Source organism: Mycobacterium sp. Soil_C_30, from assembly GCF_057656995.1.
In genome coordinates this window covers 1-23,782 of sequence record NZ_JBDGJH010000006.1, presented here as the reverse complement: position 1 = coordinate 23,782, position 23,782 = coordinate 1, and the positions used below count along the sequence as shown (strand labels likewise).

General features: G+C 63.8%; 23 protein-coding genes. 15 read left to right on the top strand and 8 right to left on the bottom strand.

Features of this window, described 5'->3' with window-relative positions; all coding sequences use genetic code 11:
- Positions 1-34: 34 nt before the first annotated feature.
- A complete protein-coding gene (locus AC3A6P_RS13080; RefSeq protein WP_487692335.1) occupies positions 35-505 on the bottom strand; it encodes a MaoC family dehydratase in 471 nt (156 codons plus the stop codon).
- Between the two features lie 104 nt (positions 506-609).
- On the opposite strand from AC3A6P_RS13080, the gene AC3A6P_RS13075 reads away from it, so the two are divergent.
- From AC3A6P_RS13075 to AC3A6P_RS13050, 6 genes are all read left to right on the top strand, one after another.
- Positions 610-1,860 (top strand): acyl-CoA dehydrogenase family protein, encoded by a 1,251-nt coding sequence (locus AC3A6P_RS13075; RefSeq protein WP_487691987.1) that lies wholly within the window; start codon positions 610-612, stop codon positions 1,858-1,860.
- Positions 1,860-2,669, top strand: coding sequence for an SDR family oxidoreductase (locus AC3A6P_RS13070; RefSeq protein ID WP_487691986.1), 810 nt, complete (start codon positions 1,860-1,862; stop codon positions 2,667-2,669). The genes AC3A6P_RS13075 and AC3A6P_RS13070 overlap by 1 nt, the downstream gene beginning before the upstream one ends.
- 61 nt (positions 2,670-2,730) lie before the next feature.
- Positions 2,731-3,717 (top strand): phosphotransferase family protein, encoded by a 987-nt coding sequence (locus tag AC3A6P_RS13065; RefSeq protein WP_487692334.1) that lies wholly within the window; start codon positions 2,731-2,733, stop codon positions 3,715-3,717.
- A gap of 21 nt (positions 3,718-3,738) precedes the next feature.
- Positions 3,739-4,521, top strand: coding sequence for a 3-oxoacyl-ACP reductase FabG (gene fabG, locus AC3A6P_RS13060; protein WP_487691984.1), 783 nt, complete (start codon positions 3,739-3,741; stop codon positions 4,519-4,521).
- Positions 4,522-4,543: 22 nt separating this feature from the next.
- Positions 4,544-5,740, top strand: coding sequence for an acetyl-CoA C-acyltransferase (locus AC3A6P_RS13055; protein WP_487691983.1), 1,197 nt, complete (start codon positions 4,544-4,546; stop codon positions 5,738-5,740).
- A 69-nt stretch (positions 5,741-5,809) separates the two neighbouring features.
- Complete coding sequence (locus AC3A6P_RS13050) at positions 5,810-6,619, top strand: enoyl-CoA hydratase-related protein (protein ID WP_487691982.1); 810 nt, start codon at positions 5,810-5,812, stop codon at positions 6,617-6,619.
- 81 nt (positions 6,620-6,700) lie between these two features.
- Here AC3A6P_RS13050 and AC3A6P_RS13045 read toward each other — a convergent pair whose 3' ends face one another.
- Complete coding sequence (locus AC3A6P_RS13045) at positions 6,701-7,330, bottom strand: TetR/AcrR family transcriptional regulator (protein ID WP_487692332.1); 630 nt, start codon at positions 7,328-7,330, stop codon at positions 6,701-6,703.
- A gap of 264 nt (positions 7,331-7,594) precedes the next feature.
- Between AC3A6P_RS13045 and AC3A6P_RS13040 the strand changes: the two genes are divergently transcribed.
- Together AC3A6P_RS13040 and AC3A6P_RS13035 are read left to right on the top strand one after the other, a co-directional pair.
- The gene (locus AC3A6P_RS13040; protein ID WP_487691981.1) at positions 7,595-8,404 is read left to right on the top strand and encodes a helix-turn-helix transcriptional regulator; all 810 of its coding nucleotides are present in this window, start codon (positions 7,595-7,597) and stop codon (positions 8,402-8,404) included.
- A 178-nt stretch (positions 8,405-8,582) separates the two neighbouring features.
- Positions 8,583-9,374, top strand: coding sequence for a class II aldolase/adducin family protein (locus AC3A6P_RS13035; RefSeq protein ID WP_487692331.1), 792 nt, complete (start codon positions 8,583-8,585; stop codon positions 9,372-9,374).
- An 84-nt stretch (positions 9,375-9,458) separates the two neighbouring features.
- On the opposite strand, the gene AC3A6P_RS13030 is transcribed toward AC3A6P_RS13035, so the two are convergent.
- The 6 genes from AC3A6P_RS13030 to AC3A6P_RS13005 form a co-directional block, all read right to left on the bottom strand.
- Complete coding sequence (locus AC3A6P_RS13030; protein ID WP_487691980.1) at positions 9,459-10,892, bottom strand: aldehyde dehydrogenase family protein; 1,434 nt, start codon at positions 10,890-10,892, stop codon at positions 9,459-9,461.
- A gap of 15 nt (positions 10,893-10,907) precedes the next feature.
- Positions 10,908-13,556: a flavin-containing monooxygenase gene (locus tag AC3A6P_RS13025; RefSeq protein ID WP_487691979.1), complete on the bottom strand. Its 2,649-nt coding sequence runs from the start codon at positions 13,554-13,556 to the stop codon at positions 10,908-10,910.
- 124 nt (positions 13,557-13,680) lie between these two features.
- Positions 13,681-14,478: a crotonase/enoyl-CoA hydratase family protein gene (locus AC3A6P_RS13020; RefSeq protein WP_487691978.1), complete on the bottom strand. Its 798-nt coding sequence runs from the start codon at positions 14,476-14,478 to the stop codon at positions 13,681-13,683.
- A 10-nt stretch (positions 14,479-14,488) separates the two neighbouring features.
- On the bottom strand, positions 14,489-15,493 hold the full coding sequence (locus AC3A6P_RS13015; RefSeq protein WP_487691977.1) for an NADP-dependent oxidoreductase: 1,005 nt from the start codon (positions 15,491-15,493) through the stop codon (positions 14,489-14,491).
- 21 nt (positions 15,494-15,514) lie between these two features.
- The gene (locus AC3A6P_RS13010) at positions 15,515-16,267 is read right to left on the bottom strand and encodes an alpha/beta fold hydrolase (protein ID WP_487691976.1); all 753 of its coding nucleotides are present in this window, start codon (positions 16,265-16,267) and stop codon (positions 15,515-15,517) included.
- 21 nt (positions 16,268-16,288) lie between these two features.
- Positions 16,289-17,185 carry an SDR family NAD(P)-dependent oxidoreductase gene (locus AC3A6P_RS13005; RefSeq protein WP_487691975.1) on the bottom strand — a complete coding sequence of 299 codons (897 nt, stop codon included), beginning with the start codon at positions 17,183-17,185 and terminating at the stop codon, positions 16,289-16,291.
- Between the two features lie 269 nt (positions 17,186-17,454).
- Between AC3A6P_RS13005 and AC3A6P_RS13000 the strand changes: the two genes are divergently transcribed.
- The 7 genes from AC3A6P_RS13000 to AC3A6P_RS12970 form a co-directional block, all read left to right on the top strand.
- The gene (locus AC3A6P_RS13000; RefSeq protein WP_487691974.1) at positions 17,455-18,441 is read left to right on the top strand and encodes an acrylyl-CoA reductase family protein; all 987 of its coding nucleotides are present in this window, start codon (positions 17,455-17,457) and stop codon (positions 18,439-18,441) included.
- A gap of 25 nt (positions 18,442-18,466) precedes the next feature.
- Positions 18,467-19,984 (top strand): AMP-binding protein, encoded by a 1,518-nt coding sequence (locus AC3A6P_RS12995; protein WP_487691973.1) that lies wholly within the window; start codon positions 18,467-18,469, stop codon positions 19,982-19,984.
- A 122-nt stretch (positions 19,985-20,106) separates the two neighbouring features.
- Positions 20,107-20,460, top strand: coding sequence for an acyl-CoA dehydrogenase family protein (locus AC3A6P_RS12990; protein WP_487692329.1), 354 nt, complete (start codon positions 20,107-20,109; stop codon positions 20,458-20,460).
- Positions 20,461-20,463: 3 nt separating this feature from the next.
- Positions 20,464-21,552 carry an NAD(P) transhydrogenase subunit alpha gene (locus AC3A6P_RS12985; RefSeq protein WP_487691972.1) on the top strand — a complete coding sequence of 363 codons (1,089 nt, stop codon included), beginning with the start codon at positions 20,464-20,466 and terminating at the stop codon, positions 21,550-21,552.
- Between the two features lie 3 nt (positions 21,553-21,555).
- Complete coding sequence (locus AC3A6P_RS12980) at positions 21,556-21,873, top strand: NAD(P) transhydrogenase subunit alpha part 2 (protein WP_487691971.1); 318 nt, start codon at positions 21,556-21,558, stop codon at positions 21,871-21,873.
- Complete coding sequence (locus tag AC3A6P_RS12975; protein WP_487691970.1) at positions 21,870-23,297, top strand: NAD(P)(+) transhydrogenase (Re/Si-specific) subunit beta; 1,428 nt, start codon at positions 21,870-21,872, stop codon at positions 23,295-23,297. Before AC3A6P_RS12980 ends, AC3A6P_RS12975 begins: the two co-directional genes overlap by 4 nt.
- Positions 23,298-23,360: 63 nt before the next feature.
- The coding region (locus AC3A6P_RS12970; protein ID WP_487691969.1) for an acetyl-coenzyme A synthetase N-terminal domain-containing protein at positions 23,361-23,782 on the top strand (422 nt) is incomplete at its 3' end.

Genomic DNA, 23,782 nt, shown 5'->3' with positions numbered 1-23,782 from the left:
CGAACTCTGCAGCACTCAGCGACAGGCGCTGCACTCAACCGTTTTCAACAACCAACGTCACAGAGTCGGCCACCGAAACGGGTCGCTCGTGTCCCTGTCGGTGAAAAGTCTGCCTGATCCGCAGTTGGATTCCACCGCGAACGTCGTTGATGCCCAGGATCAACAAGGTCATGCGGACCCGGGAGCCGACGGGAAGCACTGCGGGAAAACGGATTTTGTCGTACCCGTAGTTGAGCGCATGTGCGAAACCGTCGAAGGAGATGAGCTGGTAGCAGAAGCCCGGCCCCAGGGACAGCGTGTACAGGCCATGCGCGATCGTCGTTCCGAGCGGGCTCGACTGCGCGCGTGCAGGATTCACATGGATCCACTGGTGGTCGCCGGTGGCCACCGCGAAGGCATCGATGCGTTCCTGCGTCACATCGTGCCATTCGGTGGGGCCGAGTTCTTTTCCGATGAGCGCCGCAAGCTCATCACGGGTTGCCGGTGACAATGGATATGAGCACATGAAAAGACCTTTCGCACAACGGATTGGGACCGTACTTGAACTTGACGTCAAGTTCGATAATACTCATGGATTGTTAATCGAGAAGACCCGGAAGGGGAGGATTCATGTCCTTCTTCGAAACATCTGACCGTGGCAAGAGGCATCAAGACGATCTCCTCGAGTTCATGGACTCGCACATCTATCCGGCGGAACCGGTTTACGAGGAGCAGATGAGGGCCTCGGGTGATCCGCACTTCCATCCGCCGATTCTCGAAGAACTCAAAGTGCAGGCCCGCGAACGGGGTCTGTGGAACCTCTTCCATCCGCACCCCCAGTGGGGCCCCGGACTGACCAACTTCGAGTACGCGCCGCTTGCCGAGATCATGGGCAGAAGCCTTCATTTGGCTCCGGAGGCCACCAACTGCTCGGCGCCCGACACCGGCAACATGGAAGTGCTGACGCTGTTCGGTACTCCCGAACATCACCGGCAGTACCTCGAGCCGCTGCTGGCGGGCACTATTCGGTCCGCTTTCGCGATGACCGAACCCGCTGTGGCGAGCTCCGACGCGACCAACATCGAACTGCGGATGGTCGATGACGGCAATGGGAACTACGTACTCAACGGCCGTAAATGGTTCGCCTCCAACGCCTTGCACAAGAACTGTCGAGTCCTGATCGTGATGGGTAAGACCGACCCGGACGCCGAGCCGCACCGGCAACAGTCGATGATGGTGGTCCCGATCGATGCCCCCGGCGTGACGCTGGTGCGTGGGCTACCCGTGTTCGGCTACCGTGACCGAGAAGGCCACGCCGAAATCCTCTTCGAGAACGTCCGAGTTCCGGCCAAGGACGTCCTTTCGGGGCCCGGAGAAGGCTTTGCCATCAGCCAGGCCCGCCTGGGGCCAGGCAGAATTCACCACTGCATGCGCAGCATCGGTATGGCCGAACGCGCGCTGGATCTCCTGTGCCAGCGGGCGTTGTCGCGCAGCACATTTGGTGCACCCATCGCCGAGCGCGCCAACATCCAGGATTGGATTGCCGAGGCACGCATCAACATCGAGAAGAGCCGGCTGCTGACGTTGAAGGCCGCGTGGATGATGGACACCGTGGGCAACAAAACGGCCCGTACCGAAATCGCCGCTATCAAGGTCGACGCTCCCACTATGGCCCTGCAGGTGCTGGACCGCGCGATCCAGGTGCACGGCGCGGCGGGAGTCACCGACGACTTCGTTCTGGCCAACTTCTGGGCCCATCTGCGCACCCTTCGCCTGGCCGACGGCCCCGATGAGGTGCACAAGCGGACCATCGCCCGTCACGAGCTGAGGAAGCACTCCGCGCAACAGACGGGGCAACCGGCTCTGGTGGGCGGTCGCTGATGACAGCCACCAGCCTGGCCGGCAAGGCAGCGATCGTGACGGGTGCGTCTCGCGGGATCGGTCTGGCGACCGCCGAAGCATTGACACGTGCAGGCGCTGACGTCGTGGTCACCTCGCGCAATCAGGATTCGGCCGAGTCGGCTGCGGATGATCTTAACCGGCGGGCCAGCCCGGGCTCCGGCCGTGCGGTCGGTGTCGGCGCACACGCGGTGGACGCCGAGGCGGCACAGGTCTGCATCGACCGGACGCTCCAGGAATTCGGCCGGATCGACATCCTGGTCAACAACGCCGGCACGAATCCCGCCTATGGTCCCCTCGTCGAGCAGGACCACGCTCGTTTCGCCAAGACATTCGACGTCAATGTGTGGGCTCCGCTGCAATGGACGGCGCTGGCCGTGGAGGCGTGGATGGGCACTCACGGCGGCTCGGTGGTTAACGTCGCCTCGATCGGTGGACTGATCATCGAGCCGAACCTCGGGGTCTACAACGCCACCAAAGCGGCGATGATTCACCTCACCAAGCAGCAGGCGTTCGAACTCGGACCGAGGATACGGGTCAACGCGGTCGCTCCCGGAGTGGTTCGGACCAGGCTGGCCGAGGCCCTGTGGCGCGACCACGAAGCCGAACTCATGGCCTCCTTGGCGACGGGTCGTATCGGTGAACCCCATGACATCGGCACGGCCATAGTGTTTCTCGCCTCGGATGCGGCCTCGTGGATCACTGGCACGACGTTGGTCGTTGACGGTGGTGCACTACTCGGTGATGCCATGGGCCAGCGTTTCCAGACTGAGGAGGCGGCTGGTGTCTAGCCCGTCGTCGCAACGGGTCAGTGATGAGTCCGGAGTCGATACCGACGCCCTTCACCAGTGGATGCACGACAACCTCGAGGTCGCCGACGGCGAACTGACGCTCGACCGGGTCGGTCTGGGGCAGTCCAATCTGACCTACCGGGTGCGGGATCGTGCGGGACGTACCTGGGTGCTGCGCCGCCCACCGCTCGGGGAACTCCTCGAATCCGCACATGACGTGGTACGGGAAGCGCGCATCTTGACTGCGTTGTCCGACAGCGCGGTGCCGGTGCCCCGCATTCACGCCGTTTTCGAACCGGACACCGTGGCGAGGTCGGCTCCCGCCGTGCTGATGTCCTGGGTTGACGGCGTGGTCCTCGACACACCGGAGGTGGTGGAGGCGATGTCGGCCGAACGCCGGCGCAACTCAGCACTGTCCTTGGTCCGGACAATGTCTGCGGTCCATGCCGTCGACCTGGAACACACTGGGCTGGGCGACCTGGCCAGCCACCGTCCTTACGCAACCAGGCAACTGAAGCGCTGGAGTGAGCAGTGGAAGCGCTCCCAGACCAGGGTTTTGCCGGCGTTGGATGCCTTGACCTCACGCCTGTCGAAGGCCGTTCCGCAGCAGACCGAGGTGACGCTGGTGCACGGGGATCTCCACCCAGGCAACGTGATCTCCGACAGCACCCGGGGTGAGGTGGAGGCGGTGCTCGACTGGGAACTCAGCACGCTCGGAGAGCCACTGGCGGATCTGGGCACTCTGTTCGCCTACTGGCCAGAGCCCGGGGAGCCCGGCATCTACACCTGGGCCCCGTCCGCACTTCCCGGATTTCCCAGTCGCGCCGAGCTAACCGGCGAATATGCCAATGTCAGTGGACGTTCGACAGCTTCGGTGGGCTACTGGCACGTGCTGGGACTATGGAAGCTCGCCATCATCGGCGAGGGCGTCATGCGCCGGGCCATGGATGACCCGCGCAACCGGGCCGCTGACGGCACGCCGACACCCGAACGTATCGCCGCCATCGTCGATCACGCCCACCAAGTGGCGACCGACGCCGGAATCTGACATCCACCCAGCCGAGAACACATGCTCCACAACGAAGGGACGAAAGTGACCAACGATCAACCAGTAGCCATCGTCACTGGTGCCGCCCGAGGCATCGGAGCGGCAGTGGCACGCAGACTGGCCGGCGACGGCCACGCCGTCGGCGTGGTCGACCTGAAGGCCACTGAGTGCGCGGATGTTGTCAGTGCGATCACCGAGGCCGGCGGCGCAGCCGTAGCGGTCTCGGCTGACGTCACCGATGAGGCGGAGGTCGACGCCGCGGTGGCCGCTGTTACCGAGCAGCTCGGTGCTCCGACGGTTTTGGTCAACAATGCCGGCATCCTGCGCGACAATCTGTTGTTCAAGATGACCCTCGATGACTGGGACCAGGTGATGGGAGTTCATCTTCGAGGTGCGTTTCTGATGTCGCGGGCCACGCAGAAACACATGGTGGCAGCAGGTTTTGGCCGCATCGTCAACATGTCGAGCACCTCGGCGCTGGGCAACCGAGGGCAGGCCAACTACGCAGCGGCCAAGGCCGGCCTGCAGGGACTCACAAAGACCCTTGCCATCGAACTCGGAAAGTTCGGGGTCACCGTCAACGCCATTGCCCCCGGGTTCATCGAGACCGACATGACGCGCGCGACGGCGGTCCGAATGGGAATCGACTTCGCCGAATTCCGGGACCTGATGGTGTCACAGATTCCGGTGGGCAGATCGGGCTCGCCCGAGGACGTCGCGGCCACCGCAGCGTTCCTGGTGCGCCGGGACGCGGGCTTTGTTTCTGGCCAGGTGCTCTACGTCGCAGGCGGACCTACAAACTAGCACAACAGATTTGGAGAACACGATGAGGCAAGCGGTCATCGTCTCGACGGCACGTACACCGATAGGCAAGGCGTACCGCGGGGCATTTAACGACACCTCGGCCCAGGAGTTGGCGGGTCACGCCATCCGCCACGCCGTCGAGAGGGCTGGCCTGGAGGGGCCCGAGATCGATGACGTCATTCTCGGTGCCGCGCTGCAACAGGGCTCCTCCGGTGCCAACGTCGCCCGGCAGGCAGCATTGCGCGCGGGCCTGGGGACCTCGGTGTCGGGCATGACCATTGACCGGCAGTGCTCGTCCGGATTGATGGCGATCGCGACGGCGGCTAAGCAGATCATCTGCGACAGTATGCAGATCACTGTCGGTGGCGGCGTGGAATCGATTTCGCTGGTGCAGAACGACCACCTCAACGGTTACCGGTGTGAGGATCCCTGGCTGGCGAAACAGATTCCCGACCTGTACATGCCGATGCTGCACACCGCCGAAGTCGTGGCGCAGCGGTATGGCGTAAGCCGCGAACGACAGGACGAGTTCGCGCTGGCATCACAGGCCCGGACGGCGGCAGCGCAGCAGAGCGGCCGGTTCGACGAAGAGATCGTGCCGCTCACCACGATCAAGCAGGTCAAGGCTGACGGCGGTGAAATACGCGCCGAATCGGTCACTCTCACCCAGGACGAGGGGAACCGGCCAGGTACGACCGCCGATGGGTTGGCGGCATTGTCCGCTGTCCTGCCCGACGGCGCCATATCCCAGCACGCCAGCGTCACGGCGGGGAACTCTTCGCAATTGTCCGATGGCGCGTCGGCCTCGGTGCTGATGGAGGCCGACGAAGCAGACAGGCGGGGACTTGAGCCGCTCGGAATCTACCGCGGGATAGCGGTAACCGGCTGCGCACCTGACGAAATGGGGATCGGTCCGGTCAGTGCGGTGCCCAAATTGCTGGAAGCGCACCACCTGAAGATCGACGATATCGATCTCTGGGAACTCAACGAGGCATTCGCCTCCCAGGCGGTCCATTGCCGCGACGTTCTCGGCATCGATCCCGACCGGCTCAACGTCAATGGTGGTGCCATCGCAGTCGGCCACCCCTACGGCATGACCGGCGCGCGTCTCGTCGGCCACGCGCTGCTCGAAGGGCGGCGGCGCGGCGCACGCAACATCGTCGTGACGATGTGCATCGGCGGCGGAATGGGTGCAGCCGGACTGTTTTCCGTCCTATGACCCTCCGCCCCACGTCCGTCAAAAACCGACAAGCCGCCAACCGGTGGTACAACCTGAAGGAGAATCCCGATGACCGAAACCGCAGCTCCACCTGAGACCGATCTGGTGCTGTCCGCACGCCGGGGCGGTGTACTTGTCCTCACCCTCAACCGGCCCGACCGCCTCAACGCCTGGACGGATGCCCTCGAAGATCGTTATTTCGCACTGCTTGACGACGCCGAGGCTGATCCAGACATCAGGGCCGTGGTCGTCACCGGCGCCGGCCGCGGCTTCTGCGCTGGTGCCGACATGGACGATCTGCAGGAGGTCGAAGAGAGCGGGGGAGAGGACAAGGTCACCCGGCGTAGACCGCGGCAACGACCCCTGCTGTTCCGGAAGCCTCTGATTGCCGCGGTCAACGGCGCAGCAGCCGGTCTGGGTCTGGTCGAGGCGCTGTACTGCGATATCCGCTTCGCCACTCCGAAGGCGAAGTTCACCGCCGCGTTTTCCCGCCGTGGCCTGATCGCCGAGTACGGGGTGGCCTGGTTGCTTCCGAGACTCATCGGACACAGCAGATCGCTCGACGTTCTGATGTCGTCTCGGGTGATCCTGGGGGACGAGGCTTTGCAGATGGGCTTGGTGGATCGTGTGGTCGAGGCTGATGTGCTCCTCGAGACAGCCGTCGCCTATGCGGAGGAACTGGCCAGCTTTTGTGCACCGGGCGCGATGAGTGCGATCAAACAGCAAGTTTTGCAAGCACATGACAGCACGTTCGATGAGGCCGTACTGGAAGCGAACCGGCTGATGCTGGAGTCTTTTGAGAGTCCGGAATTCGTTGAGGGTGTGAACAGCTACCTCGAGCGCCGGCCGCCGGAGTTTCCCGGCCTGTCGGTGGTGTGAGCGGCAGGCCTACAGAAGCGCCGCCGAAGCACACGCGCGTGGCAGCTTCGGCGGCGTCCCGCCCCCCGGCAACCAGGCCGGTCAGCTCGCTTCGTCAGAGATGCGTAGTGCGTTCAACCACAACGTGGTAACCGTCTCGACCAGTTCGTCGAAATCGAAACTCTCCCCAAGTACCAGCGCGAAATAGGCCAGCCGGCTGATCATGCTAGAAAGCGCCCACGACGTCATCGCCGGGTCTAGGGAACCGTCGGCCAGACCGGCCTTCTGCAGCGTCACGATCTTCTGGGCGTTGCGCTCGGCGAAAGTCCGGCTACGAGCGAGTCGCAATTCTGCGAAGAGCGGGTCCAGGGTGGCCACCTGTTCGAGCAGCAGCATCAGCCGTGCGTTTCGCCGGTACGCCTCGAGGTAGGCCCGGTTGCTCGCCGAGATCACCGACCGGATGCTGGCCTGATCATCCGGGACGTGCGGCAAACCCGGGTGCATCATGTCGTCCTGGACGGAGTCCAGTACGGCAACCAGCGCCTCCTCTTTGGACTCGAAGTAGTGATAAAAGGTCCCTGTCGAGCACTGCGCTTCGGTGGTGATGTCGGTCAGTCGTGAGTTGATGAATCCGTCGCGTTCGAACACCACGCGAGCGGCGGCCACCAGCGCGTCCCGCGTCTTGACTCCGCGCCGTGTGACTGGCAGCTCCTTCGGCGTCCACGGCACTATCGACGATGGATAGCCGAAGACAGGTGCTTCCTGCGATTTGGCCAACGATTCGCCCCGCCTGTGTCTACGTCGCCGCAGTGCAACGGCGGCGTCCCAAAGGAGTTTCGAGGCTCGACCGTATCACGCATATCAGCCCGAAATTGCTCAGTTTCGAAGCTGAGTTCATGTTTGACTTTGGATGTGTCAGTGGTCACACTAGAGGTCCATCTTGATGCGGGTTGCCCGGCGGCGTGCTCCGGGTGACTGTTGGCCAGAGAGGTTTGGATGACCGCAGCAGTACAGCCGGGTCTGACGTCGGCTCCTGTCGTTGCGCTCCCGATCGAGCAGTACCAGCGGGTGTTCGCGGTCCTGGAAATGTGCGACGCGGCGCGCACCCTGGTTGAGTTCAAGGAAATTCTGCTCGAGTCGCTGGGCTCGGTCTTCGGATACCGCCACGTCACATGCTTCACCGGACCGTCCATCGAGGAAGCTTTCCGCGACCAGTCGCCGTCGCTGCGTGGTTCATGCAAGGTGAGTTGGCCCGCCTACCAGGAGCGGTGGCACCGTTTCGACGTCCTCTCCACGGCCGAATCCTGTGGAGCACTGCGCCGTAACGGTTTCACCGAGTTTCGGCGGCTGACAGTACTGCCGGACTGGGGCCGAGAGTACATCGACGGCCATATGGGGAAATGGGGATATCGCTCTGCCGCCGCCATGCACATCGAGTTTCCCATCGGCGGCCATGCTCTGGTGGGGCTCACTGATCCGGCGCCCGGTCTGTTCGAGGGCAGTGACGCCGCAGCGCTCACGTTGCTGGCGCGCCACCTGTCGGCCATCAGCAGGCGAATGAGTAGCGATGTCGCTGCGATCGCCGATGCCAATCTCAGTGACCGCCTTCAGGAGGTGGCAGCGTTGATCTGCGCTGGCCGGTCCAACAAGGAGATCGCCGCGACGCTGTTCTTGAGCCTGGACACCGTGAAGAAGTACGTGAGCCGAATCCTTGCATCGACCGACTGCCGTTCCCGGTCGGAATTCATGGCCAGATACCGCGACACCGACGAGGTTGTCACCAGGTCGACGGCTGACTGCGGGTAGCGGCTCTTCTCCCCGAGCGGGGTGTCCCCCTTGGTGCACTGGTCTGCAGAGCAGGAGGCGACATAACGTCAGATGCGCCTGTATCGCAGCCGGTCTCGGCTGCCAAACGCGACGACGAAGGGAGCACACCTCGATGAGTCTGGACTCTGCAACTGCCCGGTCGACCCTGGGTGACCGGATGATCGGCGATGTGGTGCTGACACCCAAAGACGTAGGTGCGCTGCCGCAACCGCCGGTTTTCGAGACGGTCGAGGAAGAGCGGCAGCACCGCAAGCAGAAACTCGCCGGTGCGTTACGGATCTTTGGCTGGCTGGGGTTCGGCGAGGGCGTTGCCGGCCACATCACCGTACGTGATCCCGAGTTCCCTGATCACTTCTGGGTCAATCCTTTTGGTGTCAGCTTCCGGCATATGCGGGTCAGCGACCTCGTCCTCGTCGACCATTCTGGTGACGTTGTCTACGGCAACCGCCCGGTGAACCGCGCAGCGTTCGTACTGCATTCGGCGATACACCAGGCCCGCCCGGATGTGATCGCCGCCGCGCATTCACATTCGCCGTACGGCAAGGCATTCAGCTCGCTGGGCATCCCCCTGGCTCCGCTCACCCAGGATGCCTGCACCTTCTACGGAGACCACACGGTGATCACTGAACAAGGTGGGGCTGTGGTGTTCGAAATCGAAGCGGGCCGTCAGGTCGCGGCCGGGCTGGGGGGCAACAAGGCGGGCATCCACCAGAACCATGGCTTGTTCACCGTCGGACAGACCATCGATGAGGCGGTGTTCTGGTTCATCTCGCTCGAACGGTCCTGCCAGGCCCAATTGGCGGCGATGGCGGCGGGGCAACCGAAAGAGATCAGACACGAATGGGCGTCTTACACCGCCGAACAGAACGGCACACCGTGGGCGGGATGGTTCAACTTCCAGCCACTGTGGGACGAGATTTGCCGCGCGAACCCGGACCTCTTCGACTAGTCAGAATCACAACGTAGTTCGTGTACAGAACAGAGGGTGTCGGCCGATGTGGCCGACACCCTCTGTCGTCTCCGGAGTCGGTTGTTACGCGGGAGAGGCGAAGTAACCCAGGATGGATTTGGTCTCGAGGTACTCGGCGAATCCGGTGGCCCCGAACTCGCGTCCGTTGCCGGATTGCCGGTAGCCACCGTAGGGTGCCGCGAAGTCGGTGTCGGCGCCGTTGACGTGCACTTCACCACTGCGGATTCGCCGCGCCAGGGCCAGTGCGCGGTCATTGTCGCCAGACACCCAGCCGGACAGCCCGTAGTCGGAATCGTTGGCGATCCGGATGGCGTCGTCCTCGTCTTCGTATCCGATCAGAACCAGCACCGGGCCGAAGATCTCGTCCCGTGCGATCACCATGTCGTTGGTGACGTGGCTGAACACCGTGGGACGTACGTAGTACCCGGTGTCCAGTCCGTCGGGCCGCCCCGGGCCGCCTGCCACCAGGACTGCGCCGTCGGCGATGCCGCGCTCGATGTAGCCCTGAACCTTGTCGAACTGCGCCTGTGAGGACAGCGGGCCCATCGTCGTCGACTCGGCGGCCGGGTCTCCTACGACGATCGATTCCGCGGCCGCGGCCGCGATGTCAGCTGCCTCGGTCATCCGCGCGGCCGGTACGAGCATGCGCGATGGCGCATTGCAGGACTGACCAGTGTTGGTGCACATTGCCCGGAAGTCACGGTCGACGATGGCGGCGAAATCATCACCGTCGAGCACGATGTTGGCGGATTTTCCGCCGAGTTCCTGCGTGACGCGTTTGACGGTCGGGGCAGCCTTTTGCGCTACATCAACACCCGCCCTGGTGGATCCGGTGAAGGACACCATCGCCACGTCGGGGTGGGCTGCCAGGGCTGCGCCCGCTGTTGGGCCGTCGCCGTTGATGAGGTTGAATACCCCGGCCGGCACACCAGCTTCGTCGAGAACCTCGGCGAACAAGATGGCGCTCAGCGGAGCTATCTCGGACGGTTTGAGCACCATGGTGCAGCCGGTCGCCAACGCGGCGGCGACCTTGGGCACGATCTGGTGAATTGGCCAGTTCCACGGGGTGATCAGAGCACACACCCCGATCGGCTCATGCAGGACGAGGGTGGTACCCAATGCGCGCTCAAACTCAAAGTCCGCCAGCACCGTCCGGGTTGTCTCGAGGTGGATGGCACCCACTGCGGCTTGGACATCAACGGCCAGCGCCCGCGGGGCGCCGATCTCCGCACTGATGGTCTCACCAATCTGGGTGCTGCGGGCCCGGTACACCTCGAGGATGCGATCCAGCAGAGCGAGTCGCTCCGGAATCGTCGTCCGCGAGTAAGCAGCGAACGCCGCAGTGGCCGCCGCCACCGCTGCATCCACGTCTTCGGTTTCTGCCATGGCCACCGAAGCGATTTCCGACTCGGTCGCTGGATTCAATACCGCCAGGGTCCGGGCACCGTGAGCATCGATCCACTTCCCGTTGATGTAAAACTTGTGAGCGTTGTCCATTTCGACTCCTGTGTATCAGTGGGTTGCTGCCGACATGACGTCTGCAACGTCGGAAACCGCTGGTGCACCCGCCTGCTCGGCGAAGAAGGAACGAAGCGCAGCGGCAATCTGGCGACGGTGCCTGGCGCCGGAGAGCAGGTCGGTGTTGAGCAGGGAAGTGTGGATATGGCCACGTGCTATGAGCACCTGCGCGGGAGTGCCCGCCGCCTGCAGAGCGTCCGCATAGGCCAGCCCGTCATCAGACAGTGGGTCGAATTCGGCAGTGACTGTGAAGGCGGGAGCCAGGCCGGACAGGTTCGACGCGCGAAGCGGTGACACCCGCGGGTCGTGGCGGTCAGCCCCGCCCACGTACTGGTCGAGCAGCCACCCCAACAGGCTGCTGGTCAATCCGGGCGCCTCGGCGTGTGTCGAGCGTGAACCGCCCTCCAGCGCAGCGTCAGTCAGCGGCGTGATCAGGAGTTGGCCGATGAGCCGGGGACCGCCGTGGTCGCGGGCCCACTGTGCCGTCACCGCAGCGAGATTGGCGCCGGAACACCAACCGGCGATGGCCAGTGCGGCAGGGTCAGCGCCCAGGTCAGCGGCGTGATCGGCGATCCAGGTGAGCGCCGCGGCGGCGTCGTCGACCGCCGCTGGGAACTGAGCGTACGGTGCCCGGCGGTATCCGACCGAGATGATCGCCGTCCCGGACTCGGCGCACAGACTCCGGCAGAACGCGTCATCGGCGGTGTGGTGGCCGAAGACCCATCCACCGCCATGGAAGTACACGGTGAGAGCCTGTGGTCCGGCTGAGCCGGGCCGGTAGAGCCGATACGGCAGGTCCGTGGCCGCACCCGGCAGCGTTCCGTCGCTGACCACCACTTGCTGTACGCCGGCGGGTGAGGCCGTGGAGGTGGTGAGGGCTCGCCACCTGGCGTGCGGGGCGGAATGACCATCCGGCGAGGCGAAGTCAGGGGAGAGAGTCCGACGGGCCAGCTCCGCAACATCGGGTTGAAGTGCATTGATCACACCGTCGTTGCACCGCGTGCCTGCTGGCCCTGTTCGGGTGAACCCGAGGTAGTCCTTGGCCACGACGTCGTCACAACTGGCGCGGTAGACCCCGACACCTCCGACGTAGGGCATGAAGACCCTGGGTTTGCCGGGCACGTTGGAACCGAGATACCAGGAGTTTGCCGCGGGGAACAACGTGATGTCAGCGCAGTCATTGACATGACGGACCCACCCTTGCTCGGCCGTCGGCGTCGGTTCGATGGTGTCGAAACCGGAAGTCCGCAGATCGTCCAGGCACTGGCTGATCCACTCGACGTGTTGCTCGATCGAGACGAGCATGTTCGACAGCACCGAAGGACTGCCTGGGCCGGTGATCATGTACAGATTCGGGAAGCCCGAGGTCATCAGGCCGAGATACGTGACGGGGCCATGCTCCCATTTCTGTGCGAGCTTCCTGCCGTCGACACCGGCGATGTTCATTGATGTCAGCGCACCCGTGATGGCGTCGTAGCCGGTAGCCATGACGATGGCGTCCACTTCGATGGTGCTGTCGGTGGTCTCGATACCGTCGGCGGTAATTCTGGTGATCGGCTGTTTGCGGATGTCGACCAACTGGACATGTGATTTGTTGAACGTGTCGTAGTAGTCGGTGTCGAAGCATGGCCGCTTGGCCATGAACGGAAAATCCTTCGGAGTCAAGGTGTCGGCGGTCTGGGGATCGTGCACAGCCTCGCGGATTTTGGTACGCAGGAAGTTCACCCACACATCGTTGGCGTACTGGTCGGTGATGTGATCGGCGAATACCGAGTTGACCGCAGCCAATTCACCCATCTGCCATGCCCATTCACAGCGGAGCTGGTGTTCATCGGCGGTGAGGTCTATGGCCTTGGTCAAGGGGACGTCGATCGGCACCCCGCCGGAGGACCACTTCGCCGCCGTCCGGTATGCGTCGCGGTCGGCGGCCAGCATCTTTCGGCGATACTCCGGAGTGGCCCCGTTGCGTGCCGGCAACGTGAACGCGGGGGTTCGCTGGAACACCACCAGTTCTGAAGCTTGTTCAGCAACAATCGGAATCACCTGGATTCCGGAGGATCCGGTGCCCACCACGGCCACGCGCTTTCCGGTGAAGTCCACCCCGTCCTGTGGCCAGCTGGCGGTGGAGTAGACGTCGCCGGAGAAGCCGTCGAGGCCCGGGATGTCGACCGGTTTGGGTATTGAAAGAGCTCCCGTGGCCATCACCAGGTGTCGCGCCGAAATAGGGTGGCCGTTGTCGGTCTCGACTCGCCACCGCTTCGCTTTGGCATCCCAGGTGGCCGCCTCGACACGGGTGGAGAACTGGATGTCTTTGCGCAGATCGTGCTTGTCGGCGACGTGCTGCAGGTAGCGCAGGATTTCGGGCTGTGTGGCGAACTTTTCCGACCACTGCCATTCCGACTCCAGCTCGGGATCCCAGGTGTAGGTGTAGTCGGTGGTCGGAATATCGCACCGTAGTCCGGGATAGCGGTTCCAGAACCAGGTTCCGCCGACTTCGGGCCCGGCTTCGACCACGTGGGTGGAGAAACCGAGCCCGCGCAATCTCGCCAGCATGTACAACCCTGCGAATCCTGCACCGACTACCAGAACGTCGACGCTCGAGCCGGTATGCGCCGAGTGCGCTCCGTTTGTTGTCTTGGCCACCAAGTGACTCCTTTATCAGCGACATCGCGGTAGACCGGGTGATGTCCGGTCTCCGTTCAGCTACCAAACTAGGAATCACCCCGGCTCCGGCAAAGTGCACCAAGGTGCCAACAGGCTGAGAGTGTCAGCGGCCCAACCACTGTGGTGCACGCCGTTGCGCAAAGGCAAGGGAACCTTCCTGGGCGTCTTCTGACGCAGCGACAGCCGCTGCGGTGGGCTCTTGACGCTCCCAGCCTGCAGCCAAGCCCCAGTCGCCGGCATTGCTGAGAATGTGCTTGGTTCCGGCCAACGCCAGGGGGGCATTGTCGGCAATCACCGAGCCGAGTCGCAGAGCGGTGGTCAAGGCATCGCCGGGATCAACGATCCGGTTGAGCAGGCCAACCTCGTAGAGACGTTCGGCGGTGACCGGATCGCCGGTCAGCGCCACCTCGGCGGCGATGTGGTACGGGATGCGCTGGGCGAGTCTGAGGAGACCGCCGCCCGCCGCGATCAGTGACCGTTTGACCTCCGGCAGACCGAGCTTCGCATCCCGAGAAGCGACGATGAGGTCGCAGGCAAGGGCGATCTCCAGCCCCCCGGCCACGGCAAAACCCTCGATCGCCGCGATCAGGGGTTTGACGGGCGGGGTCTGGGTCAGCCCGCCAAAACCGCGGCCTTCGATCGAGGGGAAATCGCCTTCGAGAAACCCCTTCAGATCCATTCCCGCGCAGAAGCCGCGGCCCGCGCCCGTGAGGACACCGACGCGCAGCCCATTGTTGCGGTCGAGTTCGTCGGCGGCGTCCGCCAGCCCACGGGCAACGGCCCCATTGATGGCATTGCGGGCATCGGGCCGGTTGAGAGTGATCACAAGGATGCGGTGATCGTGCTCGGCAGGCTGGACGACTACGGGATCGGTCATGCTGCTCCTTTGAATCTCGGACATGGGTGCTTGGTCACAGCCGGACGAGCATCTTGCCGGTATTGGCTCCGGAGAGCAGGCCAAGGAATGCGGCGACGGCATTCTCGATGCCGTCCACCGTGGTGTGTTCGGTCGACAGCTTCCCGTCGGCAATCCACTGCTTCGCTTCGGTGAGGAAGGTCTCGTGTAGGTCCCAGTGATCGGTGACGATGAACCCCCGCAGTGTCAGGCGGCGCTTGACGGCGAGGATGAGATTGTCCGGCCCGGGCGGTGGTTGGCTCAGATTGTATTGAGATACGGCGCCGCACAGTGCGATTCGACCGTTGTCGCGCATGTTACTCACTGCCGCCCGCAGGTGCTCGCCGCCAACGTTGTCGAAATAGACGTCGATGCCGGTGGGTGCAGCACCGGCCAGTTGGTCATCCAGCCGCCCTAGCCGGTAGTCGATCGCGGCGTGGACTCCGAAGTCAGTCAGTAGCCGTTTCACCTTCTGCGGCCCGCCTGCTGATCCGATCACGACGGCCGCGCCCCTGATTTGGGCGACGGTGATCGCCGCCAGGCCAACTGCGCCGGCGGCTCCGGAGATGAAGACGACATCACCAGGGCGTACGGGAGCGATCCTGGTCAGCCCGACGTAGGCAGTCATGCCCGGTAGCCCGAGTGCGCCCAGGTAGGCGTGCGCCGGCACGGACGTGGCGTCAATGGGCCGCACCGACGCCGCGTCCACCACCGCGTATTCCCGCCAGCCCAGATCATGCACGACCTGGGCGCCCACCGGAATTGTCGGTGTCCCCGAGGCGATGACGGTGCCGACCGCCGCGCCGTCGAGTGGTGCGTCGAGGGCGAATGGCGCGACGTAGGAGTCGGTGTTGTCCATGCGTCCGCGCATATAGGGGTCTACCGACAGCCAATCATTGCGGATCACCAGTTGCTCCGACGCAGGCGTGTCCGGCACCTCGGTGAGGCGCAGTGCGAAGTCACTGGGTTCGGGCGCTCCGCACGGTCGCCGTATCAGATGGACTTCAGTGCTCAGCGGCACGTGGCTTCATCCTCACAGGGTTCAAAGTTCTGACCAGAAGGCGGTCAAGCCGGTCGCGGCGTCGGCGGCGCGTTCGACCATCCACCAGTGACCGGAACCCTCGAGAGTGAGTACGTCGGCCCCGACGCGGTGGGCGACGGCGTCGGTGAACTCGGGATGGGTGTACTCATCCCGAGTGGCGTGCACAATCAAAGCCGGGCGCCGCGGTGCGCGTGCCAAGCGGTCGCCCAGCTCGCGCATCACTGGCTGTTGGGCAGACCGGTACACCGCCAGGATCGCTCGTCCCATCTGATCGTCGATGTTTGCGGCCATGGTGTGTGCATACGACTCTGGCACACCAGAGTTGGCTGCGAAATCAGCTCCCGTGAGCTTGACGTACTTCTCGATGTGTTTCTCGCCATCGTCGGGCGCCTGCCAGATGCGGGCCGTCTCGTGCCACACATAATTGGGATGGATGATGCCCGAGCAGTCGGCCACCCAGCTGCGCAGCAGGTCCCCCCGTTCGGCGGCCACCGCGTAGAGATGTCCTGCGCCCCAATCGTGTCCTACGACGTCGATGGGGTCATGGGAGGCCTTGCGCAGCGTTTCGAGCTCGCCGATGAGCCAGTCGCGATACTCCAGTACCGTGCAACCGAACCCGTCGGGGATGGCGGCGCCGAACCCCGGCGGAGACAACCGCACCACGTCGTCGACCCCCCGATCGGCCAGCTCGACGATGAGTGCATCCCATACCTCGGTGGTTTCGGGATTGCCGTGCACGAAAACTTTGGTCATCGTCGCCCTCGTGTAGTCGGATCAGTTCACCGCGGCGGGCGGTTTGGGCATTGTCGCGAAAACACCGGCAGCCGTCATCCGTTCGAAAAACTCTGGCTCGTAGACGGCCTCAGGGTTGTCGCGGACAGCCTGATCCAGGACTGTGGCGTCCTCCCCGACGAGGATCCGCCACTTGCCGGCGCGGACACCCTCAAGAATGGTGGTGGCGGCTGCCTCGGCGGACATCGGTGCGTTTTGTTGAAAACTTGCATCAACAGCCGCCACGTCGGCATCGCCGGCGCCATCAAGGTACGACATCGAGTTGCGCACCAGCGACGTGCCGATATACCCGGGCATCACAACAGAAACTTCGATGTGAGGTGCCCGCAGGCGAAGGTCGGTGATCAGCGCCTCGGTGAAGCCCCGGACCGCGAACTTGGCCGTGCTATAGGCGACCAACGACTCGGTGGCGCTGAGGCCGGCCCAGAACCCGTTAACGCTGCTCATATTGACGATTCGCGCCTGCGCGCTGGCCAACAGCATCGGCAGGAATGTCCGGACGCCGAGGTACACCCCGCCCCAGTTGACATTGAACACCTCCTCCCACCGCTCACGGGTGTCAGCGATGAAGCTATAGCCGCCGCCGCCGATACCGGCGTTGTTGAACAGCAGATCGAGGTGCTCGGTGGCATGGACGTCGCGGACGTGGTCCCGGAATGCGAGGAGGTCGGCCTCCTTCGCGACGTTGGCGGTAAACGCCGAGATCCGGGTGTTGTCAGGGGCCTGCTGCTGGCACAGAGCCACGGTCTTGTCGAGATTGCTCTGGGATACGTCGCAGATCGCGACGTGGCAGCCCTGGGCGGTCAGCTGGCGTGCTAGTTCGGCGCCCATTCCTGCGCCGCCGCCGGTGACGACGGCGAGTTTTCCAGTGAAGTTCATCGAACCTTCCTTGGCTCATGCTTCGGGGATCACGACGCTACGTCGGCGATGTCGGGGCCTCCAGTGCACCAAGGTGGACACCACCAGTGGGCGTCCGTGGTCAGCTGAGCTCAAACCAATTGTCAATCAACGGCTCCGAGTGCGGTCGCAGGAGTGAGGGCACATTAGTGCACTGTTGGACCTGGCGGAGGGGTTCGTACCGTGAGCGCGACAGGTGTCGGCGCACCGCTTTTTTGTGCGCCCGTACGTCGAACAACGGAAGGAACACCGTGCACAGCTACAAAGCGCTCGAAGTCACCAATGACGACGGCTATCAGGTGCGGCTGGTGGAAAGGCCCGTCGACGGCCTGGCCGGCAAGGACGTGGTCGTCGACGTGCGCTATTCCGATCTGAACTACAAGGACGGGCTTGCGATGACAGGCCGGTTCGATCTCGTGCGCGGATTCCCGCGGGTGCCGGGCATCGATCTGGTCGGAACGGTGATCGAATCCACCGACCCCGGGCTCCAGGCCGGGCAGTGGATCACCGCCAACGGCTGGGGTTTGGGCACTGACCACGACGGCGGGCTGGCGCAGCGCGCCGGTCTCTCCCGGGAGTGGGTCACTCCACTGCCTGCCGGTATCGATGCCTTCTCGGCTGCGGCCATTGGCACTGCCGGCTACACCGCTGCCCTGGCCGTGCTGGCGCTGCGCCGCCTCGAGATCACGCCCGAGTCGGGCCCGGTGCTGGTCACCGGAGCTGCTGGCGGCGCGGGTTCCATCGCGATCATGCTGCTGTCTGCGTTCGGCTATGACGTCGTAGCCTCGACCGGTCGCCGAGAAGAAGAAGAGAAGTCCCTGCTGCGCCTGGGGGCCGGCACCGTGATCGACCGAATCAGTGAGGCCGGTGACGGGGGCCTCGGTAAACCGCGGTGGGCCGCAGCGATCGACACTGTTGGAAGCCACACCCTGGTGAACGTGCTGAATCAGACCCGGTACGGCGGAGTGGTGGCCGCGATGGGAATGGCCCAGGGGGTGGATCTTCCCGGTTCCGTGGTGCCGTTCATCACCCGCAACGTCACGTTGGCGGGCATCGATTCTGTGTACGCGCCGGCACCGGCGCGGATCGCGGCCTGGGAGCTGCTGGACAAACACCTGGATCTGGCTGCTCTCGCAGAGATCACTGAGACCGTGCCGTTGGCCGCCGCACCGGAATGCGCTCGGGCCGTCCTTGCTGGGACGGTTCGTGGTCGGATCGTCGTCGACGTCGCGGCGTAAACGGCACCAGGTCTCGTTTCGCGCCATGAATGTTGTTGAACAGCTCTGGGACTGGGCGCACCGGTGTCCAGACGCGCTGGCCTTGAAGGTGGGCGGACAGCAGTGGACATACGCCGAACTCGTCGGCAGCGTCTCCGTGATAGCTAGGCGGGTCGTCGCCAGCGGTATCGCACCCGGAGACCGGGTGTTGTTGATGCTGCCCACGTCTCAGCAATTCGTCGCCGCCTATTACGGGGCGCTCGCCGCCGGGGCCACCGTAGTCACCGTGAACACGATGTCGACGGAGCGCGAGCTCGACTACTTCCTCGCCGACGGTGGCTGCAGGTTGGCGATCGGCTGGTACGAGACCGCCGATGCCGTCGTCGCAGCGGGTGAAGCACGTGAGGTAGAAACCTGGATACTCGGACCCGACCCGGACTCACCAACTGGTGACGGACCGTTCCGTCCGGTCGCGCGCGACGACGACGATGTAGCGGTACTGCTCTACACCTCAGGAACCACCGGCGCTCCCAAGGGCGCCGAACTCACCCACGGCAACGTCGGCTTGTGCGCGTCGACGGTCGGACAATGGCTGCAGCTCACTCAGGTGGACCGGGTAGGCACCGCACTGCCGTTGTTTCATATTTATGGGCAGGTCGTCGTGATGGGCAGTGCCCTGCACCGGGGCGCAGCCCTCTTCCTGATCAACCCATTCACTGCTCGTGGGGTCGTTCGGCTCGTCCTGGACGAGGCGCTCACCGTGTTGGCTGGTGTGCCGACCATGTGGAATGACATGTTGCAGGCGGTCGGAGCTGAGCGGGACACACACTTCTCCCGGCTGCGCATCGCGCTGTCCGGCGGTGCCGGGTTGCCGCGGGAGATCGCTCGGGCCTTCTCGCAGCGATTTGGCTGCGCGCTGCTAGAGGGTTACGGCCTGAGCGAGGCCACCGGAGTGGCCACAATGAACAGCCCCGACGGCATGACCAAGCAGGGCAGTGTCGGTCGGGCGTTACCCGGGCTGGAGATCGACGTCGTGGACTGCACCGGCGATTCGATGCCAGCGGGGGAACTCGGTGAAGTGGTGGTGCGGGGCGGGGTCATCATGCGCGGCTACCGTAACCGGCCCGACGAGACGACGCAGGCTGTGCGGAATGGATGGTTGTACACCGGCGACGTCGGGCGTCTCGACGAGGACGGCTACCTGTGGATCGTGGATCGGAAGAAGGATCTGGTGATTCGCGGTGGCTACAACGTGTATCCACGGGAGATCGAAGAGGTCCTCTATCAGCATCCCGGGGTGCGCGAGGCCGCGGTCATCGGCATCCCCGACGTGCGTCTTGGTGAGGAGGTCGCCGCTGTCATCGCGTTTCATGACGACATGACACTGGATGGTGCTCAACTGCGCGAATGGTTGTCCGAACGGCTTGCTGTGTACAAAGTTCCACGAATCTACGTCAGTGTCGACGATTTACCCAAGGGGCCCTCGGGCAAGATCCTCAAACGGGCGATCGACAGAGACTGGGTGCGCACCTGCGGAGTTCGCGCAACCAGTACTTCTCGTTGACCCTCCGCAGTCCAGCGAGCGCTCTGGCGCTTCACGTGTAGAGCGTTCTGCAAAGCAGAAAGTGATTCGTTGAGTTCGACTATCGAGCAGCGGCCCTTTGTGTTCTCCGACGAGCACCAAGAATTACGCACCGTGCTGAGGGCGTGGTGCGAAGCACAGATTTTCAGAGTGTGCGGTTCACTCTCGCGGACGTGGCGATGAAGATCGAAGCTGCCCGGCTGATGGTCCATGCCGCTACTACCGAGACCGAATACGGAGACCCGGGAACAGGATTGCTGTCGTCGGCGTCGACGCGTTTTGCCTCCGAGGTGACGATGGAGTTGACCGCCAATGCCGTTCAGTTGTTTGGTGGGTACAGCCACACCGCGGACCTTCCGGTCGAGCACTTTATGTGCGACGCCAAGACTACCCAGATCTACCAGGGAACCAATCAGATCCAACGGGTCGTCATGGCCCGCTCATTGCTGAAGGGATAGTAAATGCCCGCTGCGCAAGCCTTTTCCGTCGGAGTGGTCGCCGAGTCCTGTGCCGAGGAGCGCCGGGTGGCGCTGGTGCCCAAGGCGGTGGCACCGCTGACTGCCAAGGGAATCACGGTGGTGGTGGAATCCGGGGCAGGGGAGCGTGCGCTGTTGCCCGATGAGCTCTACACCGCCGCCGGCGCCACCATCGGCGACGGCTGGGCCGCCGATGTCGTGGTCAAGGTGGCTCCACCCTCGGATGCCGAGGTGGCCCGGCTGCGCACTGGCCAGACCTTGATCGGATTTCTCGCCCCCCGCAACACCGAAAACCAGATCGGTGCACTGAAAGCGGCTGGGGTGCAGGCGTTCGCGGTGGAGGCGATACCTCGTATCTCACGTGCTCAAGTGATGGACGCGTTGTCCTCGCAGGCCAATGTCGCCGGTTACAAAGCGGTGCTGCTGGCGGCCTCGGAGTCGACGCGGTTCTTCCCGATGCTGACAACCGCCGCCGGGACGGTGAAACCGGCGACGGTGCTCGTTCTCGGTGTCGGTGTGGCGGGCCTGCAGGCGCTCGCGACGGCGAAGCGCCTCGGTGCCCGCACCACCGGGTATGACGTGCGTACAGAGGTCGCTGATCAAGTCCGTTCCGTCGGCGCCCAGTGGCTGGATCTCGGCATCGACGCCGCGGGCGAGGGCGGCTACGCCCGTGAATTGACCGAGGAGGAACATGCCCTCCAACAGAAGACACTGGAAACCGCGATCACCGGCTTCGATGTGGTGATCACCACGGCCTTGGTACCCGGCCGTCCCGCGCCGCGATTGGTGACCGCCGCCGCGGTCGAGGGCATGAAGCCCGGCAGCGTAGTCGTGGATCTGGCAGGGGAGATGGGCGGCAACTGCGAGCTCACCGAGCCCGGTCGCACCGTCGTCAAGCACGCGGTGACCATCGCATCGCCGCTGAACCTACCCGCGACCATGCCCGAGCACTCCAGTGAGCTGTATTCGAAGAACCTGACCGCGCTCCTCGAGCTCATGATCATCGACGGTGCTGTGGCGCCGGACTTTTCCGATGAGGTCATCGCGGCCTCCTGCGTCACCAGAGAGGCGTGACCCATGTACGACCAACTCCTTTCCAATCTCGCGATCCTGGTGCTGTCCGGGTTCGTCGGGTTTGCGGTGATCTCCAAAGTTCCCAACACCTTGCACACCCCGTTGATGTCGGGCACCAACGCCATTCACGGCATCGTGGTCCTTGGAGCGCTGATTGTGTTTGGCGATTTGCCCGCTGATGCCGGTTGGGCTGTACGGATCATCGCTTTCATCGCGCTGGTCTTCGGCACCCTGAACGTCGTCGGCGGATTCTTGGTGACCGACCGGATGCTGGGGATGTTCAAGGGCAAGAGGCCGGTCAGCAATGAGGTGGCCCAGTGAACTATCTCGTCACCGTCCTCTACATCGCTGCGTTCGCGCTCTTCATCCTGGGCCTGTCCGGGTTGACTGGACCCAAAACCGCGGTGCGCGGTAACTGGATCGCCGCCACCGGCATGGGCATTGCTGTGATAGCCACGCTGATTTCGGTGCGCGACACCGCGGCGATCAACTGGATCTTGATCGCCGCCGGTCTGGCCATCGGTGTCATCCTGGGAGTACCGCCGGCGAAGAAGACCAAGATGACGGCCATGCCGCAATTGGTGGCATTGTTCAACGGCGTTGGCGGGGGAACCGTTGCCCTGATCGCGTGGGCGGAGTTCATCGAGACCGACGGCTTTGGCCACATCGACGCTGTGCCGTCAGTCGCGCTGGTGGTGGGGTCGCTGATTGCCGCGGTCATCGGATCGGTGTCGTTCTGGGGGTCGGTGGTGGCGTTCCTCAAACTACAAGAATCCATCCCGAAGAATCTCGAGCGCAAGCTCGTGTCCTCAGCGAAGGTGTTCCAAGCGGCCAACATCGTGCTGTTGATCGTGGCAGTGGCGGTCTCGGTGTACATCGGTATCAACGCCGGCACTGGCAGTGCTGCCTGGACAATCGTCGCGGTGCTGGTTGCCGCGGGCATCATGGGCTTGTTCGTGGTGTTCCCTATCGGCGGGGCCGACATGCCCGTGGTCATCTCGCTGCTGAACGCGTTCACCGGATTATCCGCGGCCGCAGCTGGTTTGGCGCTTGACAACACGGCGATGATCGTGGCGGGCATGATCGTCGGCGCCTCCGGTTCGATCCTGACCAACCTCATGGCGGTGGCGATGAACCGCTCCATCCCGGCCATTGTCTTTGGTTCCTTAGGCGGCGGTGACACCGCCGCGGCAGGGCCTGCTGGCGAGCAGGGTGCCGTCAAGGCCACCTCCGCAGCCGACGCGGCGATTCAGATGGCCTACGCCAACCAGGTGATCGTGGTGCCCGGATACGGACTGGCGGTCGCCCAAGCACAGCACACCGTCAAAGAGATGGCCAGCCTGTTGGAGGGCAAGGGAGTGGAGGTCAAGTACGCCATCCATCCAGTGGCTGGCCGCATGCCCGGGCACATGAACGTCCTGCTGGCCGAAGCTGATGTCGAGTACGACTCAATGAAGGAGATGGATGACATCAACGGCGAATTCAACCGCACCGACGTCACCATCGTCATCGGCGCCAACGACGTCACCAACCCCGCCGCCCGCAACGACCCGTCGTCACCGATCCACGGGATGCCGATCCTCAACGTCGATGAGTCCCGCTCGGTGATCGTCCTCAAACGTTCCATGAGCTCGGGCTACGCAGGCATCGAGAACCCGCTGTTCTACGCCGACCGAACCTCCATGCTGTTCGGCGATGCCAAAAAATCCGTTGGCGCCGTAATCGAAGAACTCAAAGCACTCTAATTGGTTTCGGCTCTCCCCCCTCGCCAGGGGTCATGACTAGCCCATGGAGAAGGGAGTTCTCAAATGTCCGGTTCAAATCACAGAAGAATCGAACTTGTCTTCACATATCCGCCGGCCGTGGCGTTCGCCGAGCAGGCGAACGCCACCGCCGCGTTGTATGACGAGGCCGAGGCCGATCGGCTGGCGTTCTGGGCGGCTCAGGCCAACCGGCTGTCCTGGGACAAGCCATTCACCGAGGTTCTCGACTGGTCGAACAAGCCCTTCGCGAAGTGGTTCGCCGACGGCACGCTCAACGTCGCCTACAACTGTGTGGACCGCCACGTCGAAGCCGGCAACGGCGACCGGGTGGCCATCCACTGGGTCGGCGAGCCCGTCGACCACAAGCGGTCCATCACCTACGCCCAGCTCAAAGACGAGGTGTCCCAAGCCGCCAACACCCTGACCGAACTCGGCCTGCAGGCCGGCGACCGGGTGGCCATCTACAT